The sequence below is a fragment of the Sphingobium herbicidovorans genome (genome assembly GCF_002080435.1).
Classification (GTDB): Bacteria; Pseudomonadota; Alphaproteobacteria; order Sphingomonadales; family Sphingomonadaceae; genus Sphingobium; species Sphingobium herbicidovorans.
Window position 1 is genome coordinate 182,891 of sequence record NZ_CP020538.1, and the last position, 16,514, is coordinate 199,404.

A 16,514-nucleotide genomic window follows, 5' to 3' on the forward strand; every position below is an offset into this window, starting at 1 on the left:
TGCTGCCTTGAGACTCTTGCGCCGGAATCGGCGCGTTTCCGCCACCTGGCGCGAGATTCAGACGAGCGCTGCGCGATGAGCGGCGACGAGGAGGATTTCGAGCCGCGGCTCGGCAAGATGCGCAGCACGCGCGGCAAGAAGGCGCGCAAATATCTCGGTCGGTTGCTCGCCGCGGGTGTTGCCGCGGCGGGCGCTGCGCGGGCCGGGCGCAAGGGCTTTGACGGCAGCCGGATCAGTCGGGGCAGCGCAGCGGGGCGGCTGCTTGCATCGCGTGGATCGTCCGACCGTTTCGCGGCGCGCCGTGTCGTCGTGAAGACACGGCTGGTGCGGCTCGGCGGCAAGGGCCTCGACGCGGCGCGCGCGCATCTCAAATATATCCAGCGCGACGGCGTCACCCGCGATGGCGCGCCCGGCCAATTATACGGTCCGCAGAATGATGCCGTGGACGGGAAGGACTTCCTCGGGTCCGCGGTTGGCGACCGCCACCAGTTCCGCTTCATCGTCTCGGCCGAAGAGGGCGATCTTTATGCCGATCTCAAGCCGTTCGTGCGGCGGTTGATGGCGCAGATGGAGGAGGATCTCGGGACGCGTCTCGATTGGGTCGCGGTCGACCATTTCAACACCGGTCACCCGCATAGCCATATCATGCTGCGCGGGCGCGACGATCGTGGCAAAGATCTGATCATCGCCCGCGACTATATCGCGCATGGTTTGCGGACGCGTGCGAGCGAGATCGCGACGCTCGACCTCGGCCCGAAGACCCGACTCGAAGTCGAGACACGGATGCGACGCGATGTCGATGCCGCACGGCTCACCGACATCGATCGCGACCTGCTGCGCGAGGCCGAGCGCCAACCGCTCGTAATGGCGATCGACCGCGATCCGGTCAGCCAGTCGATCCGTGCCGGGCGGCTCCAGAAGCTCGGCACGATGGGCCTCGCCGACGAGATTGCGCCGGGACAATGGCGGCTCGCGAAAGACCTGCGCGAAACGCTGACCGGGCTTGGCGAGCGCGGCGATATCATTCGCATGATGCAGCGCGAACTCACCGCGCGGTCGCGCACCGCGGCGCCGGGGGATCGCGTCGTCCATGACGGCCGTTCGCCGCTGACCGAACCGCTCGTCGGACGTTTCGTCGCGCGCGCTCTCGACGACGAGCTCGCCGACCGCCATTATCTGATCGTCGACGGCATCGACGGGGCCAGCCATTATGTCGCGATCGGCAAGGGCGACGCTGTCGAGACCTTGCCCGAAGGCGCGATCGTGCGGATCGTGCCGGCGGTGGGCGCGACTGGCGAGGCCGACCGCACCATCGTCGCGGTCGCCGCAGCAAATGATGGGCGATACGATGCTGCCGCACACCGGCGGTTCGATAGCCGCGCGAGCCCGGCGTTCATCGAGGCGCATATTCGCCGCCTCGAGGCGATGCGCCGCCAGGGTCTTACCGACCGCACGGCCGACGGCAGTTGGACGATCGCGGCCGACCATGCCGAGCGCGCCCGCGCCCATGCAACAGCCTCGGCGCGCGAGCGCCCGGTGACCGTCGAGCTCTTGTCGCCGGTGCCCGTCGAGCGTCTCGCGCGCGCCGAAGCGCGGACCTGGCTCGACCGCGAGGCAGCGAGCGGCGGCACCTTGCCGGTGCGCGACAAGGGGTTCGGGCGCGAGGTGCGGACCGCGATCGCGCTTCGCCAGCAATGGCTGATCGACGAGGAACTCGCCGACGCCGCGGGCGAGGGAATTTCCTATCGCCGCGGCGCTTTGGCCGTGCTGCAGCGGCGCGAATTATTACGGCTGGCGCGGAGCCTCTCGGCCGAGCTCGGCAAGGCGTTCGTCGAGACCAGCGAAGGCGAACGCGTCGAGGGGCGGCTCGCGCGGCGGATCGATGCCGCCGGCGGGCGCTATGCGCTCGTCGAGAAGGCGAAGCAATTTACCCTGGTGCCGTGGAAGCCCGTGCTCGATCGCCATGTCGGCAAGGATGTCGGCGGCGTGGTCCGCGAAAGCGGGATCAGCTGGACGATCGGGCGGGGCCGTGGCGGGCCGACGATCAGCTGATCGCGAGCGTCCGCAATCCGTTGCGGAAAGCCACGAAAGTTCAGCTTGGCGGCGGCGTCAAATCTCTTGTTTCCGTAACGGAAGTGTCATCCCTATCGGCGGCGCGTCGACTGCGCTCATCCGTCGACAAGGAGGGGGCTCCTCTTCGATGAAATGAGCCGGCTGAACACGCGACCCGTTCGGCCGTCACTAGGCGGCATCGTGCTCGGCTTTTCCCGGGACGTTCGCGCGGTGCCGCCGTTTTTCTCTGGCCGGTCGCTCGTTTGATCCCGGATCGCTGTGATCCTGCCTATTTCGCGTCCTGCGTTGGCAAGTGCCGCCGGACGACATCGAGCGCGGACTCAAGCGCTTCGGAGCGGTAGCCGCCCCCGTCGGCTTGCCGATCGAAAATCCCGTCGGCATCGTCGAGCTGGATGAGCACCTCGAGCGCTGCCTGCAATTCCTCGTCCATCAATTGTCTCCAGCGCGTTCCATCAGCGCGTCAGTGCGACCGACACGGGGCAGTGGTCGGAGTAATGTTTTTCATTCGGCGCGTAGCGTGTTTCGGCGAAATCCTTCAGGTCGCCGCCCGCGCGCTTGTCGAGGACGATATGGTCGATGAAACTGTCATAGCGCGGATCGCAGCGCGGCGGCGTTCCTTCGTCGGCGAGGCGAAGATCGGCGTTCGTCGGCTCGCCGTCGTCGATCTCTTTCCAGACGGCGTCGCCCGGCAGCGCGAGACGGCGGTTCCAGTCGCCGAGGACGGCAAAACGATCGGGTCCGTTCGCGGCCGCGTCGATCCAGTCTTCGAGTGCCGGGATTTGCTGCAGCAGCACCGGGCAGGCCTTAGCCTCGGCGCCCGAAAAGCATCCCGATTTCAAATGGACCGACAGGAGCCGTATCGGCGCGCGCCCGCGCGGCCGCAGCGTGATGTCGACGCCAGACCGGAGCTGCGGATTGCCGAGCATCAGCGAGGTCACGTCGGCGTGGCGGTCGAAGGCGATGCCCTTGCGGATTGCAAAGCCCACAGCCTGCCGGATAACCTGCTGCTCGGAATGGTCGCCGCCGCACGTTCCGCTTGGGTTCCCGGGCCGCGTTTCCATCACGATCGTGAAGCGCGCGGGATCGAAGATGCGCGCCGCTGCCTTGGCGTTCTCGGCTTCCTGGAACGCGATGACGTCGGCGTCGAGTCCGTCGACGATCCGGCGCATCGCGGCATAATCCTGGGGCGCACGCGGCGCGCAGCCCACGCCGTCCTTCTCGGCCAGAAATTCGAGGTTCCAGCTCGCGAGCTTGAGCGGCGCCGTGTGCGCCGTGCCGACCGCGGCGGGCGGAGCCGGTTGCGGCGCGCACGCGGCAAGCGCGAGGAGGACAGCGAGCGGAGCGGTGAAGCGGTGCGACATGCGCGGTTTGTGCCGTCGTTGCGCGCCGACATCAATCGCGGCAGGCGCAGCTTGTCGCATTATCGAAGACTGCGGAAGGTGACCGACCAGCGCGGCGCGTCCATCGCGGCGATACTATGCTCCCAATCGTCGCGAATCTCGCCTTGCATATGGTAGATCGAGCGCGGCGCGAGATCGGCGGTCGCGCGGTCGAACCCGCCTTCGCGCCGCCGCCGGAAGCGCATCGTCGCGGGTGCGCCGAGCGAAACGCCGATCACATGTTCGAAGACAGGGCGGTCCTTGTGCCAGCCGATGCCGGCGCCGGCCCAATATTCGATCACGAGAGCCTGCTCGAGGGTCTCGGGTCCGATGCCGGCGAATGCGGCGGCGCGGTCGCGAAGCGGGTCGAGCCAGCCCGGTATCGGCTCGCCCGGTGCGAAGCGGCCGGTCTGGAAATCATAGGTCCAGCCGAACGAACGCGTCAGCCTTTTGCCTTCCCATTGCTGGAACTGGAACGGGGTGAGGTTCGCGGTCTCGATCTGCGCGATCAGCGCATGCTCTTCGCGGGCGTCGATCAGCGCGTCGCGATAAGCGAGGCCGGGCAGGAGCGGGGCGCCGAACAGATCGGCCTGGCGCGCGCACGCCGCTGCGCGAGCGGTCACAGCGGCAGCGCGGCCTGCGCGCGAAGCGGTTCGACGAACAGGCTGTGTTTCGGGGGCAGCGCGAACAGGGTTTCGTTCGGGAGCGTTCCGTCGAGCCAGTGCATGACGTCGCGCCGCTCGACGATGACCCCATGGCGTGACTGATATGGGCTGACGTCGGGGCCCGCGTCGATGGTGAGAATCCGGTAGGAGAGTGGCCAGTCGGCGAGCGGCGGATCCCAGATCGCCGCGAGATAGAAGAAGTTGCCGCTGTCGAGCGTCACCCGGTATCTCTTGTCGTCGGTGCCCATCCGGAATTCCGACGCCGGGATCAGGCAGCGGCGCGCGGGGAAGGCGCGGCCTTCGGACCGGATGAAGCGATAGTTGATCCCGTCGCTGAAACGCGGGTCGGAACCCCAGACAGCGTTGACCATTTCGATCTCGGTCATATCGTCGGGATTGCGCCGTACGAGCGCGCGCGCCGCGTCGCTCGCGGCGTTGGGATCGAAAGGGGTTGGCGCCATAGCCATGGATAGAACATAATGGGAACGAAGATGAGTCGCAAGAGCCAGGAGAGTGCGGCCGATGTGCAATGATTACCGGCTCGAGGTCGATATCGCGTCGATCGCCGAGGATTTCGACGATCTCCAGATTAAGATCGACATGCCCGAGGGCACACCGAACGTTGCGGCGCGCGAGGACATCAAGATCACCGACATGGCGCCGATCGTGCGGAGTAGCGAGGGTGCCGCGCTCGGCGAGCTGGTCAACCGGCGCTGGAGTTGGCCGGGGCCAACCGGCAAGCCGGTCTATAATTTCCGGTCCGAGGGGCGCGATTTCTCGTCGCATCGCTGCCTGATACTATGCGACGGCTTCTATGAGTTCACCGATTCGGCGGACAAGGCGCAGAAACGCCTCGATAAATGGCTCTTCACGATGAAGGATCATCGCTGGTTCTGCATGGCGGGCATCTGGCGCCAATATGACGGCGGTGAGGCGTTCACGCTGCTGACGATGGACGCCGGACCCGATATTGCGCCCTATCATCACCGGCAGATCATCCCGCTTGCGCGCGACCGCTGGGCCGACTGGCTCGATCCGCGCGTCCCGGCAGCCGATGTGCTGGGGTGGTTGCCCGAAGGCAGTCTCGAGGTCACGCAGGTTTTCGGTCAGCCGCCGGCGCAAGGTGCGCTGGCGCTGTGAGCGAGACGTCGGACCTCGAACGCTTTGTTGCCGCACAGGACCAGGTTTATCCGCGCGCGCTCGACGAGATCAGGCGCGGTGCCAAGCGGTCGCACTGGATGTGGTTTGTTTTTCCGCAGCTCGCAGGGCTGGGGCGGAGTGCGATGGCGCAGCGTTACGCGATTGCCGATCTGGATGAGGCGCAGGCCTATCTTGCGCATCCGTTGCTGGGAGCGCGTTATCTCGAATGTGTGGAAGCGCTGCAGGACCTCGAAGTCAGCGATCCGGTCGCCGTGTTTGGCGCGGTCGACGCCGCGAAGCTCCGCTCTTCGCTGACATTGTTCGAATTGGCCGGCGGTCTGTCCCTGATCGGAGCGGCACTTGCGCGCTGGTTCGGCGGAGCGCGCGATGAGAAGACGCTCGAGCTGTTGGGTAGCGGAGATAGCACCGACGTGTTGGACGAGGGACCGTTCTTTCACGGTACGATCGCGGATTTGCGCGTGGGCGATTTCCTCGCCGCGGGCCATCGATCGAACTATCGTCCCGAAGTGGTGATGAATCACATCTATTTCACTGCCTTGGTGGATGGCGCGGGACTTGCTGCTGAAATCGCGGCGGAACTTATCGAAGGCGATGCAGCGCCGCGTGTTTATGCCGTAGATCCGACGGGGGCGTTCGAGAACGACCCGAACGTGACCGACAAGAAGTTTCCCGGCAATCCCACCCGGTCGTATCGCAGCAGGGCACCGCTGAAAGTTATTGGCGAAATCACGGATTGGACCAGATTGACGCCCAATGCGCTTGAGCTGTGGAGAGAGAGGTTGAGGGTGCTGCGCTCAAATGAGGGTGGTGAAATCATCAACTGATGCGCGGCGACGCGCGTGGCACGCTCGTTGCGGGCCCGGATCGCTTGAAGGCGATGATCAGCTCTGCAGCCCTGCCAACTCCGCCGGCGTAACGACCGGCTCATTCCAGTCCTTGCGTTCCGAGTAGCGGTCGACGAGTTGGTCGGTATGACCGCGGGTGAGGACGGTGAAGCGCACCAGTTCTTCCGCCACATCGACGATCCGGTCGTAGTAACTCGACGGCTTCATGCGGCCGGTCTCATCGAATTCCGCATACGCCTTGGCGACACTTGATTGGTTGGGGATGGTGATCATCCGCATCCATCGGCCGAGGATGCGCAGCGTGTTGACGCTGTTGAACGACTGCGATCCCGCCGAGACCTGCATGACCGCGAGTGTGCGGCCCTGAGTGGGGCGCAGCCCCTTGTAGGCAAGGGGGAGATGGTCGATCTGTGCCTTCATGATGCCTGTGATCTGACCGTGGCGTTCGGGGCTGCACCAGACCTGGCCTTCGGACCAGAGCGAATGTTTCCGGAGCTCTTCGACAGCGGGATGATCGTCGCCGGCGACCTGATCGGGTAACGGTAGGTCCGACGGATCGAAGATGCGCGTCTCGCAGCCGAAGAACCGGAGCAGCCGCGCGGTCTCCTCGACGACGAGCCGCGAATAGGAGCGTTCGCGAAGGCTCCCGTAGAGCAGGAGTATGCGCGGCGCCGGATCGAGCGGACCGAGACCTAGCGCCGGCTGCGATCGGATATATTCGGCGCTGTGCGCCGGAAGGTGCTCGGGATCGGCCAGCGTGCGCAAACGGGAAAAGATCGGAGTGGTCATCAAAATCAGTCTTTCGCGGGAGTGGACGCCGGAAACCAGCGGCGTCCGAACCAGAATGCGACGCTCACCAGAAGGATGAGGACGGGCACTTCGACGAGCGGGCCGATGACCGCCGCGAAGGCGACGGGCGAGGCGAGGCCGAACGTGGCGATTGCGACCGCGATCGCGAGTTCGAAGTTATTACCTGCCGCGGTGAAGGCGACCGCGGTCGTGCGCGGATAATCGGCCTCAATCAGCTTTCCCATCCAGAAGCTGATGACGAACTGGACGACGAAATAGATCGTGAGCGGGATCGCGATCCGGACGACGTCACCCGGAATGCTGACGATCTCGCCGCCCTTGAGGCTGAACATCGCAACGATCGTGAAGAGCAGCGCGACAAGCGTGATTGGCGCTATCCTCGGCAGGAAGCGCGTCTCGTACCAATCGCTGCCCTTGGCGCCGGCGAGCCATTTTCGGGTCAGGTATCCCGCAGCGAAGGGGATGCCGAGATAGATGAGCACCGCTTCGGCGACGGTCCGGAAGCTGACGTCGATCACGCGGCCTTCGAGCCCGAACAGAGGCGGGAGTATGCTCAGGAAGAACCAGGCATAGACGCTGAAGAAGAGGATCTGGAAGATCGAGTTGAAGGCAACGAGCGCGGCGACATATTGATTGTCTCCCTTGGCGAGCTGGTTCCAGACGATCACCATCGCGATGCAGCGCGCGAGGCCGATCAGGATCAGACCCGTCATATATTCGGGCTTGTCCGACAGGAAGGTCACCGCGAGCGCGAACATCAGGACCGGACCGATGATCCAGTTCTGGATCAGCGAGATGGCGAGCACTCTTTTGTCCTCGAACACACGCGGCAATTCCTCGTAGCGCACACGCGCGAGCGGCGGATACATCATCAGGATGAGGCCGATCGCGATCGGGATGTTGGTCGATCCCCAGGAGAGGCTGTCGATCGCGGCGGGAAGTCCGGTGAAGACCGAACCGAGCAGCACCCCGAGCGCCATCGCGAGAAATATCCACAAGGTGAGATAGCGATCGAGGAACGACAGGCGTTCGTGCTTGGGCAGCGTCATTGGATATCTCGTCAGGTGCCGACGCGGTTGCCGGCGTCGTCGACGACCTGTTCGCCATCCTCCTTGGCGAAAGCGCCGCTCTGGCTCGCCGGGATCAAGTCGAGAACGACTTCGGACGGGCGGCAGAGCTTCACACCCAGCGGCGAGACGACCAGCGGCCGGTTTATGAGGATCGGATGCGCCATCATCGCGTCGATCAGTTGATCGTCGCTGAGCTCAAGGCGCTCCAGTCCGAGTTCGGCATATGGCGTGCCCTTTTCGCGCAGCAGATCGCGCGGCGCGATTTCGGCGCGCTCGATCAACTGCACGAGCAATGACCGCGCTGGTGGGGTCTTCAGATATTCGACGATATGAGGTTCGACACCCGCGTTGCGGATCATTGCGAGCGCATTGCGCGACGTCCCGCATTCGGGATTGTGATAGATGATGATGTCGGTCACGGGCCGGTTTCCGTCAGCAGCAGGCAAGTTCGGCGAGCAGCGGCTCGCACAGCTCGGCGCGGCCCTGGCAGCAGTCCTTCGCGAGAAAGAGCATCAGCCCCTTCAACGCGTCGATCTCCGCGCGTTGGATGAACTGCCGCCCGCGCTTCTCCGATTTGACCATACCCGCCTTTGCCAAGACCGCGAGATGTGTGGAGAAGGTGCTTTGCGTCAGTCCCGAAGCGGCGACGAGCTGCCCGGTCGATAGCCCTTCGGGCTCGTGCTGGACCAGCAAGCGGAACGCTTCGAGCCTTGTCGGGTGTGCCAGCGCAGCGAGCGCTGCAAGGGCGGCGTCGGTGTTCATGTATCGGAATTATCCGATGGGTGTGTGCGCGTCAAGACCTATCGGAAAAATACGATGTATTTGGCCGGCTGCATGTTCTTGTCGCGCATCCTGCGCGTCAGTGGACCTACGCTCTTGATCGCATGGACGCGTCGGGCCAGTTTGACGAAATTCTGCTTCTGGGGTGGTGCAACATGCATGTCCGTCAAATAGCCATGGGGGATGCGCCAGCGGTTCAGGCCATTTACGCGCCCTATGTAACTTCGACCACGATCTCCTTCGAGGATGTGCCGCCAGACATCGTGGAAATCGAAAGGCGGATTGCGGCTATTCTGCCCCGCTATCCTTATCTGGTGGCGGAAGAGGATGGACGCATCGTGGGTTATGCATATGCCTCTGAGCATAGGACTCGTGCGGCTTATCGGACGTCGGTCGATGTAACCGTTTATGTGGCGCCGGGCGCACAACGGCGTGGCGTCGCGCGCTGTCTATATGCCCGACTGCTGCCTGCCGCAGCAAGCCTGGGCTATCATGCTGCGTTCGCCGGTATCGCGCTGCCAAACGACGCGAGCGTCGCGCTGCACGAAGTCATGGGGTTCGAGTTGGTGGGCATCTACCGCGAGGTCGGACGAAAATTTGATGCTTGGCACGATGTCGGTTGGTGGCAACGACTGCTGTGAGCGATGCGAACGGGCCGGAGTAGCCGAGAAGACCCCCTTACTTCGTTGTTTCGTACCTATCGAAAGTCGCGCGGCTTGATCTTGATGCCCTCGGTCGGCTTGCCGGGGATGATGCCCGAGCCGAGCCGGAGGTCGGGAATGAAAATATCGCGCGGATTGCGGCCGAGCGGTTGTGTCGTCGGGTCGCGCGGGTCGCGGCCGACCGGGCTCTTCACGACATCGGCGCGGCTGACGCGATAAACATCGGCGACATCGGCACGGTTGCCGACGCTCGCGAGCAGCGGCGACAGATCGTCGAGCCGCTGCGCGATGACATGGATGACCTCGCCCTCGCGCTGCACCTGGCCGCGCACCCCCATCATCGACGCGCCGAGCACCGTGCGGCGATTGGCCTCGAAGACCTTGGTCCAGACGACGAGATTGGCGACATTGGTCTCGTCTTCGAGCGTGATGAACATGACGCCCTTCGCCGATCCCGGCTTCTGGCGGACGAGCACGACCCCGGCGAGTTCGATCCAGCGCCCGTCCTTGACGCTCTGCAATTCCTGGCAGCTGATCATCTTGCGCGCGCGCAGCTCGTCGCGGAGGAAAGCAAGCGGATGCGCGCGGAGCGATAGCCCCGAGGCGCGGTAGTCCTCAACGACTTCGGCGCCTTCGCACATCGGCGCGAGCGGAACGGCAGGTTCGAGCGCCTCACGCTGCAGCATGCCCGCGCGCTCGTCGGCGGCAGCGAAGAGCGGAAGCGCCGCGTGGCCAAGGCCCTTCACCTCCCACAAGCCTTCGCGACGCGACGAACCGAGCGAGGCGAAGCCGTCGGCGTCGCCAATCCGGTCGAGCGCACCGCGACCGACGCCCGCGCGACGCTGGATTTCCTCGGCGCTCGTGAACGGCGTGTCGGCACGCGCAGTAACGATCGCCGCGCCATCCTCGTTGGCGAGCCCGCGCACCATGCGCAGGCCGAGGCGCACCGCGAGATATTTGCCGCGGGTTTCTTCGAGTGTGCAGTCCCAGCGGCTGTGGTTGACGTCGATCGGGCGCACCTCGACGCCATGCTGGCGCGCATCGCGGACGATCTGCGCCGGCGCGTAAAAGCCCATCGGCTGCGCGTTGAGCAGCGCGGCGCAAAAGACATCGGGATGATGGCATTTCATCCACGACGAGGCATAGGCGATCAGCGCGAAGCTCGCGGCATGGCTTTCGGGAAAGCCGTAGGAGCCGAAGCCCTCGATCTGCTTGAAGGTCTTCTCGGCGAATTCCTGCTCGTAACCGCGCGCGACCATGCCGTTGATGAGCTTGTCGCGAAAATGCGAGACGCCGCCGGTCAGCTTGAATGTCGCCATCGCGCGGCGGAGGAGATCGGCCTCGCTCGGCGTGAATCCCGCGCATTCGATCGCGACGCGCATCGCCTGTTCCTGGAAGAGCGGGACGCCGAGCGTCTTTTCGAGCACGCGGCGCAGCTCGGGGGTCGGGTAGGTGACCTCTTCCTGCCCGTTGCGGCGGCGGCGATAGGGATGGACCATGTCGCCCTGGATCGGGCCGGGGCGGACGATCGCGACCTGGATCACGAGATCGTAGAAGGTGCGCGGCGCCATCAGCGGGATCGACGCCATCTGCGCACGGCTTTCGATCTGGAAGACGCCGAGCGTGTCGGCCTTGCGGATCATCGCGTAGGTCGCGGGATCTTCCGCAGGGATCGTCGAAAGATCATGGTCGATGCCCTTGGCTTCGCGCAGGAATTCGAAGGCGCGGCGCATGCAGGAGAGCATGCCCAATCCGAGCACATCGACCTTCATGAAGCCCAGCGCGTCGATATCGTCCTTGTCCCATTCGATGACCTGGCGGTCGTCCATCGCGGCGGGTTCGATCGGCACCAGCTCGTCGAGCCGGTCGCGTGTCAGCACGAACCCGCCGGGATGCTGCGAGAGATGGCGCGGGGTGTTGATGAGCGTGCGCGCGAGCTCGAGCGTCAGCATCAGCCGCTTATCCGCCATGTCGAGGTTCAGCGCCGCCGCATGGCTTTCGTCGACGCCTTCGCGGCTATAGCCCCAGACCGCGCCCGCGAGCCCCGCGGTCATGTCTTCGCTGAGGCCAAGCGCCTTGCCGACCTCGCGCACCGCGCCGCGCGAGCGGTAGCGGGTGACCACCGCGGTGAGCGCGCTGCGTGTGCGGCCATAGGTCTCATAGATCCACTGGATGATTTCCTCGCGCCGCTCATGCTCGAAATCGACGTCGATATCGGGGGGCTCGCGCCGCTCGGCCGAGACGAAGCGCTCGAACAACAGTTCGGAGCGTACCGGGTCGATCGAGGTGATGCCGAGCACATAGCAGACCGCACTGTTCGCCGCCGAGCCGCGGCCCTGACAGAGGATCTCGCGGCGACGCGCCTCGGCAACGATCGAGTGGACCGTCAAAAAATAGGGTGCGTAATCGAGCTGTCCGATCAATCGGAGCTCATGCTCTAGCTGTGTCCGCACCTTGCCGCCGATGCCCTCGGGATAGCGCGCGGGGGCTTTCTCCCAGGTGAGAAGCTCGAGTTCCTGTTGCGGCGTTCGGCCAGGCACGCGGATTTCGTCGGGATATTGGTAGCGCAGCTCCTCGAGGCTGAAGGTGCATCGCTCCGCGAATTCGACCGTGCGCGCGACGGGCGAGGCGTCCTTGAGGTAGCGGCGAAAGAGCCGCTCCATCTCGGTAGCCGATTTGAGGTGCCTGTCGGCGAAGCGCTCGCGGCGATCGCCGAGATCGTCGATCGTGCATTTCTCTCGGATGCAGGTGACAACGTCCTGCAGCAGGCGGCGCTCGGGGGCGTGGTAGAGGACATCGCCGGTTGCCACGGTCGGGACGCGCGCGGCGGCCGCCAGCGCCGCGAGGTCGCGCAACCGGATCGCGTCGCGCGGGCGGCGGCGGATCGTCAGCGCCATATAGGCGCGGTCGCCGAAGATGCGTTTCGTGCGTTCGAGCGCGCCTTCGGTGGTCGCGTCGGCGCGATCGGGAACGAGGCAGGCGATCAGCCCTTCGTTCCATTCCTCGACATCGGGCCAGTCGAGATGGCACGCGCCCTTGCCGGCGCGGCCTTTGCCGACGCTGAGCAGCCGGCACATGCGGCCATACGCCGCCTTGTCGGTCGGATAGACGAGGAGGGCGGTGCCGTCGGTGAGGTCGAGCCGCGAACCGACGATCGCACGCACGCCCGTTGCCTTCTCGGCATCCCATGCGCGGACGATGCCCGCGACCGAATGGCGGTCGACGATCCCGAGCGCGGGCAGGCCCAGCAGCGCGGCGGCGGCGAACAGCTCGTCGGGCGACGAGGCGCCGCGCAGGAAGCTGAAATGCGTGGTGACCTGCAGTTCGACATAAGCGGGTTCGGCCCCGCTCACGCGAAGGCTTTCGGGTTCGGTCGCATTCTCAAGCGAATGCTCCATGAATAAACCAGCGCATCGAGCCGGTCGCAGCATGGACGCCGTCGCCAAGGCGGAACAGCCAATAGCGCCCGCCGGCCTCGGTCTCGACCTGGTAATAGTCGCGCACGCTCAGCGGCGTCTCGCCTTCTATCCCGCCGTCGCGCCACCATTCGCCCTGCAGGCGCTCGGGCCCATCGCCCTGCGTCACGCGGTAGCGCTTGCGGCGCCAGACGAAGAGGCGCGGCGCGTCGTCGGGGAGCAGGGCAATCACGTCGACGGGTTCGGGCCGCGCCAGCATCCGTGACGGGCGCGGGAGCTCGTCGGACCATGCCGCGCCATCGGCTTGGCGCAGCGCCGGCGTGATTGCGACCGATCGCTCGGGCATCGCGCCTGCCTGGGGCATCGTCCGGTGCAGGCTGCGTTGCCCGAAGCGGTTGGCGAGCGCGTCGACGAGCGCGGGAAGGTCGGGACCGCGCCGCGTCAGGCTTTCGAGACTCTCGCCCTGGCGCAGTGCCTGCACCTCGATAAGCGGCGCGACGAGCGTCATCGCCTCGATGCCGAGCCCGGGCTCGATGGTTTCGATCTTCGCGGAGAGAAGTTTCGCGAGATGCTTGGGATCGCGCGACGGTGCCGCGGTGCCGACGCGGATCGCCTGCACATGGCCATCGACGCGGTGGAAATAGCAGTCGAGCCGGCGCGCGCCCTTGCCGAGGCGACCGAGCTGGTCCGCGATATCGCGCGCGAGGTCGCCGATGACCTGCGCAAAGGCTTCGGCGGTCGCGATCGGCTCCATGAAACCGCGCCGCGCGCGCGGGAGCTGATCGGGGAAGATCGGTTCGATCGGCTCGGGCAGCGTGCCGAACGCCTGGTCGAGGCGGCGGTGCAGCTCGCGCCCGAACCTTTTGGCGAGTGGGCCGCGCGGGGCGCCGATCAACTGCTCGATCCGCTCGAAGCCGAGCTTGCGCAGCGCCTCGACGTCGGCGGGCGGCAGGCGAAGCGCCCGGATCGGCAGCAGCGCCATCGCCTTGCGGTGCGCGCCGGGCTCGATCGTGACCGGGCGCCCCGCGGGGACATAACGCGCGACCGCGTGCGCGCAGCCCGCAGTGTCGGCAACCGCGATCTGGAGCGCGAGGCCGAAGGCGGCGGTGCGGCGGTGGAGATCCTTGAGCAGCGCGCGCTCGGTCGAGAAGCGCGCGGCGCAGCCGGTGATGTCGAGCCAGAGGCCGTCGGGCGGATCGGGCGCGACGACCGGCGAATAGCGCGCACCTGCCCAAAGCGCGAGACGGCGCAATCCCTCGAAATCGGCCTCGGGCTCGGCGTCGACGACATCGAGTTCGGGCGCGAAGGCGCGCGCCTTGGTGATCGTCATGCCGGGGCGGATGCCGAGCGAGCGGGCGTCCCCGTCGACCGCGGCGACGATCCGCCGGCCATGGTCGGGGATCGCGGTAACGAGCGGCCGGGCAGGGGTGCCGCCGTCAGGCCGCGGCTTGCCGGTCTTCCTGCGCAGCCGGTCGGTCGACCAGTGCGGCAGGAAGAGCGATACGACCCGTCGCATCGCAGCCCTCCAATATCCAGAAATGCGGATTGCCGCCGCGTACGCGTTCGAGCGCGACGCGCCAGCGTGGGCGGCCAAGGCTCGGAATGCCAAGGTCCTCGCTTGGGCTCGCGGTGATCCGCCAGCGCGTCACCGCGGCCGTGCCCTCGGCGGCTTGGTCGGCCTTGCAGGTGCGGCGAAAGACGAACGCCGGAACGCCCGAGGTTTCGGCGGCGAGCTGGAGGCGCTTCGACGCCGTCGTCGAATATTTGCTCACCTCGCCGACGACGCCGGCGAGGCCAGGATGGCGCAAGCATTCTTCCATCGCGAGCAGGACATTGGTGTCGCTGCCCGCCTCGACATGGATCACGCGGTCGGGGTGCAATCCCGCGAGATGCAGGGCAGGGGCGAACAGGTCGTGCCAGCGCAGGCACCAGAAAACAGTCCCTTCGGTCCGCGCGAGGATGCCGGCGAGGAAGATCGTCGCGCTCGCATCGTCGGCGAGCTCGGGGCTTCCGGCTATCTCGTGGAGCGCGCCGGTCGCGATTCCGCCGCCCGGGAGTCGCGAATCGACCGCCTCGACGCCGAACGGAAGCACCTCGTGCCGCGCGCACACGCCTTCGATCCGCGCAATTTTGGCGCGAAGATCGGCGAGGACGGCAGGGTGGCGCATGATAACATAGGACTCGGCAGATAGTTGATTCGTTTCCTCTTTGTTCCTTGTCGGCTTGCCGAGTCAAGCGGGACGCCGCAAAGGGCAGGCCGATCACGATGCGATCAGGTCCGGAATGAATCGAGTTTGGCTTGCCAGAGTCTTGATTGTCGGCCAGATTCAGGGGCTGAAATGAAAATGGACATCGATCATCTTCCCGCGCGGCAGCAGGGCGAACTCCAGCGCATCAAGACCGTGCTGATGGAGGAATTCGCGCGATCGATCGAACGTGCGACGATGCCCGCCAAGCGCAACGGCAAGATTCTGAAGATCATCCTGTTCGGCAGCTATGCGCGCAGCGACTGGGTCGACGAGCCCGAGAACGGCTATCAGTCGGACTTCGATCTGCTGGTCATCGTCAGCCACGAGGACCTGACGGATATCTCCGACCACTGGTATATCGCCGAGGACAAGATCCTTCGTGATCCCGACGTCGACCGGACGCTAAACATCATCGTCCATACGCTAGCCGACGTGAACAAGGCGCTGACCCGCGGCGAATATTTCTGGGTCGACATCCTGCGCGACGGAATTCTGCTCTACGATTTGCCCAACCATCCGCTGGCGGTGCCGAAGCCACTGACGCCGACCGATGCGTATCGGATGGCGGTCGAGTATTTTGAAACATCGCTGCCGGCGATAGACGTTCAATTGCAGACGGTGGATTTTCAGGCTCAGCGCGGTGACAATGAGCTGATCTGGCGGAAGGCGGCCGCATTTTCGCTACATCAAGCGGTTGAACGTGCCTACGCGTGCTTCTTGCTCACCAGCACCTTCTATTTCCCGCGCTCGCACAACATCAAATTCTTGCGTTCGCTCGCCGAAGACCGGGAGCCGCAGCTTGTGGAGGCTTGGCCCCGCGAGAGCAAATTGGATCGGCGCCGTTTCGAGCTGTTGAAGCGCGCCTATGTCGAGGCACGATATTCGCCGAACTACGAAATCACCGTGGAGGACCTCGAAGCGCTCGCGGCTGCGGCCCGCAACCTGCGCGAGATCGTCGAGCGACTTTGCCAGGAACAACTGGACCGGCTGCGTTCGGCCGCCGGACTGTAGCGCTCCGCCCCACGGTCAACGGGGCGTATAGGCTTTCCCGTCACCGACAAACCGCTTGCTCCGCGCCTTCGCGTCGGCCCGGATAACGGCCATCTCGGCGTTGTTGCATTCGTTGCCGCGAACAGAGCCATCTTGGCACCCCGCGAACACCTCGCGCGCCTCGTCGACATGTGCGTCGAAATACTGCTTGCTGCGCGGCTCTTCCTTCCCGCAGCTCGCCAGCGCGGTTCCGAGAAGAACAATTCCAATAACTTGCGTCCTCATCAGGCTCTCCTTTGCGAGCCAACAAATTATCGCGGGGCGTCACCACCGATCAACAAAAGACCGCAGAAACTCTCAAATCGAGAGCGATTGTTAGCGCACACCATCGCCAGCACGCCGGGCATTTGATAA

The 16,514-nt window shown here is 65.3% G+C and carries 17 protein-coding genes and 1 pseudogene; 6 read left to right on the top strand and 12 right to left on the bottom strand.

The genetic code is table 11. The features are described from left to right. Positions 1-75: 75 nt before the first annotated feature. Complete coding sequence (rlxS, locus tag B6S01_RS00915; protein ID WP_037468483.1) at positions 76-2,052, top strand: relaxase/mobilization nuclease RlxS; 1,977 nt, start codon at positions 76-78, stop codon at positions 2,050-2,052. Between the two features lie 289 nt (positions 2,053-2,341). Here rlxS and B6S01_RS20925 read toward each other — a convergent pair whose 3' ends face one another. From B6S01_RS20925 to B6S01_RS00930, 4 genes are read right to left on the bottom strand one after another with little or no spacing between them, the layout of a single operon-like run. Continuing rightward, complete coding sequence (locus B6S01_RS20925) at positions 2,342-2,503, bottom strand: hypothetical protein (RefSeq protein WP_156103405.1); 162 nt, start codon at positions 2,501-2,503, stop codon at positions 2,342-2,344. A gap of 22 nt (positions 2,504-2,525) precedes the next feature. After that, entirely contained in the window at positions 2,526-3,434 is a 909-nt protein-coding gene (locus B6S01_RS00920; protein WP_037468721.1) for an exonuclease/endonuclease/phosphatase family protein, read from the bottom strand. Positions 3,435-3,493: 59 nt separating this feature from the next. After that, a complete protein-coding gene (locus B6S01_RS00925; protein WP_051908554.1) occupies positions 3,494-4,075 on the bottom strand; it encodes an alpha-ketoglutarate-dependent dioxygenase AlkB in 582 nt (193 codons plus the stop codon). After that, entirely contained in the window at positions 4,072-4,584 is a 513-nt protein-coding gene (locus B6S01_RS00930) for an SOS response-associated peptidase family protein (protein WP_077147481.1), read from the bottom strand. The genes B6S01_RS00925 and B6S01_RS00930 overlap by 4 nt, the downstream gene beginning before the upstream one ends. Positions 4,585-4,639: 55 nt before the next feature. On the opposite strand from B6S01_RS00930, the gene B6S01_RS00935 reads away from it, so the two are divergent. From B6S01_RS00935 to arr, 3 genes and pseudogenes are all read left to right on the top strand, one after another. Next, positions 4,640-5,257 (top strand): SOS response-associated peptidase, encoded by a 618-nt coding sequence (locus B6S01_RS00935; protein WP_037468486.1) that lies wholly within the window; start codon positions 4,640-4,642, stop codon positions 5,255-5,257. After that, positions 5,254-5,607 (top strand): annotated as a pseudogene (locus B6S01_RS22080) (DUF1810 domain-containing protein); the annotation flags it as partial. The gene B6S01_RS00935 and the pseudogene B6S01_RS22080, both read left to right, overlap by 4 nt. A gap of 81 nt (positions 5,608-5,688) precedes the next feature. Then, positions 5,689-6,102: an NAD(+)--rifampin ADP-ribosyltransferase gene (gene arr / locus B6S01_RS22085; RefSeq protein WP_256838305.1), complete on the top strand. Its 414-nt coding sequence runs from the start codon at positions 5,689-5,691 to the stop codon at positions 6,100-6,102. A 57-nt stretch (positions 6,103-6,159) separates the two neighbouring features. Here arr and arsH read toward each other — a convergent pair whose 3' ends face one another. From arsH to B6S01_RS00960, 4 genes are read right to left on the bottom strand one after another with little or no spacing between them, the layout of a single operon-like run. Next, a complete protein-coding gene (arsH, locus tag B6S01_RS00945) occupies positions 6,160-6,912 on the bottom strand; it encodes an arsenical resistance protein ArsH (RefSeq protein ID WP_037468489.1) in 753 nt (250 codons plus the stop codon). Between the two features lie 5 nt (positions 6,913-6,917). Continuing rightward, positions 6,918-7,982, bottom strand: coding sequence for an ACR3 family arsenite efflux transporter (gene arsB, locus B6S01_RS00950; protein ID WP_037468492.1), 1,065 nt, complete (start codon positions 7,980-7,982; stop codon positions 6,918-6,920). An 11-nt stretch (positions 7,983-7,993) separates the two neighbouring features. Next, positions 7,994-8,422, bottom strand: coding sequence for an arsenate reductase (glutaredoxin) (gene arsC, locus B6S01_RS00955; protein ID WP_037468496.1), 429 nt, complete (start codon positions 8,420-8,422; stop codon positions 7,994-7,996). A gap of 13 nt (positions 8,423-8,435) precedes the next feature. Next, positions 8,436-8,765, bottom strand: a complete 330-nt coding sequence (locus B6S01_RS00960; RefSeq protein WP_037468498.1) for an ArsR/SmtB family transcription factor — start codon at positions 8,763-8,765, stop codon at positions 8,436-8,438. A gap of 122 nt (positions 8,766-8,887) precedes the next feature. Between B6S01_RS00960 and B6S01_RS00965 the strand changes: the two genes are divergently transcribed. After that, positions 8,888-9,424, top strand: a complete 537-nt coding sequence (locus B6S01_RS00965) for an arsinothricin resistance N-acetyltransferase ArsN1 family B (RefSeq protein ID WP_231568073.1) — start codon at positions 8,888-8,890, stop codon at positions 9,422-9,424. Positions 9,425-9,480: 56 nt separating this feature from the next. On the opposite strand, the gene B6S01_RS00970 is transcribed toward B6S01_RS00965, so the two are convergent. Genes B6S01_RS00970 through B6S01_RS00980 form a run of 3 tightly spaced genes read right to left on the bottom strand, consistent with a single transcriptional unit; the run spans position 9,481 to position 15,029 of the window. Continuing rightward, on the bottom strand, positions 9,481-12,843 hold the full coding sequence (locus B6S01_RS00970; RefSeq protein ID WP_081570256.1) for an error-prone DNA polymerase: 3,363 nt from the start codon (positions 12,841-12,843) through the stop codon (positions 9,481-9,483). Continuing rightward, the gene (locus B6S01_RS00975) at positions 12,827-14,377 is read right to left on the bottom strand and encodes a Y-family DNA polymerase (protein ID WP_037468501.1); all 1,551 of its coding nucleotides are present in this window, start codon (positions 14,375-14,377) and stop codon (positions 12,827-12,829) included. Before B6S01_RS00975 ends, B6S01_RS00970 begins: the two co-directional genes overlap by 17 nt. Further along, entirely contained in the window at positions 14,298-15,029 is a 732-nt protein-coding gene (locus tag B6S01_RS00980) for an ImuA family protein (RefSeq protein ID WP_037468504.1), read from the bottom strand. Before B6S01_RS00980 ends, B6S01_RS00975 begins: the two co-directional genes overlap by 80 nt. Before the next feature lie 177 nt (positions 15,030-15,206). Between B6S01_RS00980 and B6S01_RS00985 the strand changes: the two genes are divergently transcribed. Beyond that, positions 15,207-16,121 carry a HEPN domain-containing protein gene (locus B6S01_RS00985; protein ID WP_231568074.1) on the top strand — a complete coding sequence of 305 codons (915 nt, stop codon included), beginning with the start codon at positions 15,207-15,209 and terminating at the stop codon, positions 16,119-16,121. 15 nt (positions 16,122-16,136) lie between these two features. Here B6S01_RS00985 and B6S01_RS00990 read toward each other — a convergent pair whose 3' ends face one another. Then, positions 16,137-16,385: an EexN family lipoprotein gene (locus B6S01_RS00990; RefSeq protein WP_156103406.1), complete on the bottom strand. Its 249-nt coding sequence runs from the start codon at positions 16,383-16,385 to the stop codon at positions 16,137-16,139. Positions 16,386-16,514: the final 129 nt, after the last annotated feature.

Excerpts from the sequence above, each read along its gene's own strand:
- B6S01_RS00980 (WP_037468504.1), bottom strand. The coding sequence starts at position 15,029 with ATGCGCCACCCTGCCGTCCTCGCCGATCTTCGCGCCAAAATTGCGCGG.
- arsH (WP_037468489.1), bottom strand. The coding sequence starts at position 6,912 with ATGACCACTCCGATCTTTTCCCGTTTGCGCACGCTGGCCGATCCCGAG.
- B6S01_RS00930 (WP_077147481.1), bottom strand. The coding sequence starts at position 4,584 with ATGGCTATGGCGCCAACCCCTTTCGATCCCAACGCCGCGAGCGACGCG.
- B6S01_RS20925 (WP_156103405.1), bottom strand. The coding sequence starts at position 2,503 with ATGGACGAGGAATTGCAGGCAGCGCTCGAGGTGCTCATCCAGCTCGAC.
- B6S01_RS00975 (WP_037468501.1), bottom strand. The coding sequence starts at position 14,377 with ATGCGACGGGTCGTATCGCTCTTCCTGCCGCACTGGTCGACCGACCGG.
- B6S01_RS00935 (WP_037468486.1), top strand. The coding sequence starts at position 4,640 with ATGTGCAATGATTACCGGCTCGAGGTCGATATCGCGTCGATCGCCGAG.
- B6S01_RS00960 (WP_037468498.1), bottom strand. The coding sequence starts at position 8,765 with ATGAACACCGACGCCGCCCTTGCAGCGCTCGCTGCGCTGGCACACCCG.
- B6S01_RS00920 (WP_037468721.1), bottom strand. The coding sequence starts at position 3,434 with ATGTCGCACCGCTTCACCGCTCCGCTCGCTGTCCTCCTCGCGCTTGCC.
- B6S01_RS00965 (WP_231568073.1), top strand. The coding sequence starts at position 8,888 with ATGGACGCGTCGGGCCAGTTTGACGAAATTCTGCTTCTGGGGTGGTGC.
- rlxS (WP_037468483.1), top strand. The coding sequence starts at position 76 with ATGAGCGGCGACGAGGAGGATTTCGAGCCGCGGCTCGGCAAGATGCGC.
- B6S01_RS00970 (WP_081570256.1), bottom strand. The coding sequence starts at position 12,843 with ATGGAGCATTCGCTTGAGAATGCGACCGAACCCGAAAGCCTTCGCGTG.
- arsB (WP_037468492.1), bottom strand. The coding sequence starts at position 7,982 with ATGACGCTGCCCAAGCACGAACGCCTGTCGTTCCTCGATCGCTATCTC.
- B6S01_RS00990 (WP_156103406.1), bottom strand. The coding sequence starts at position 16,385 with ATGAGGACGCAAGTTATTGGAATTGTTCTTCTCGGAACCGCGCTGGCG.
- B6S01_RS00985 (WP_231568074.1), top strand. The coding sequence starts at position 15,207 with ATGGACATCGATCATCTTCCCGCGCGGCAGCAGGGCGAACTCCAGCGC.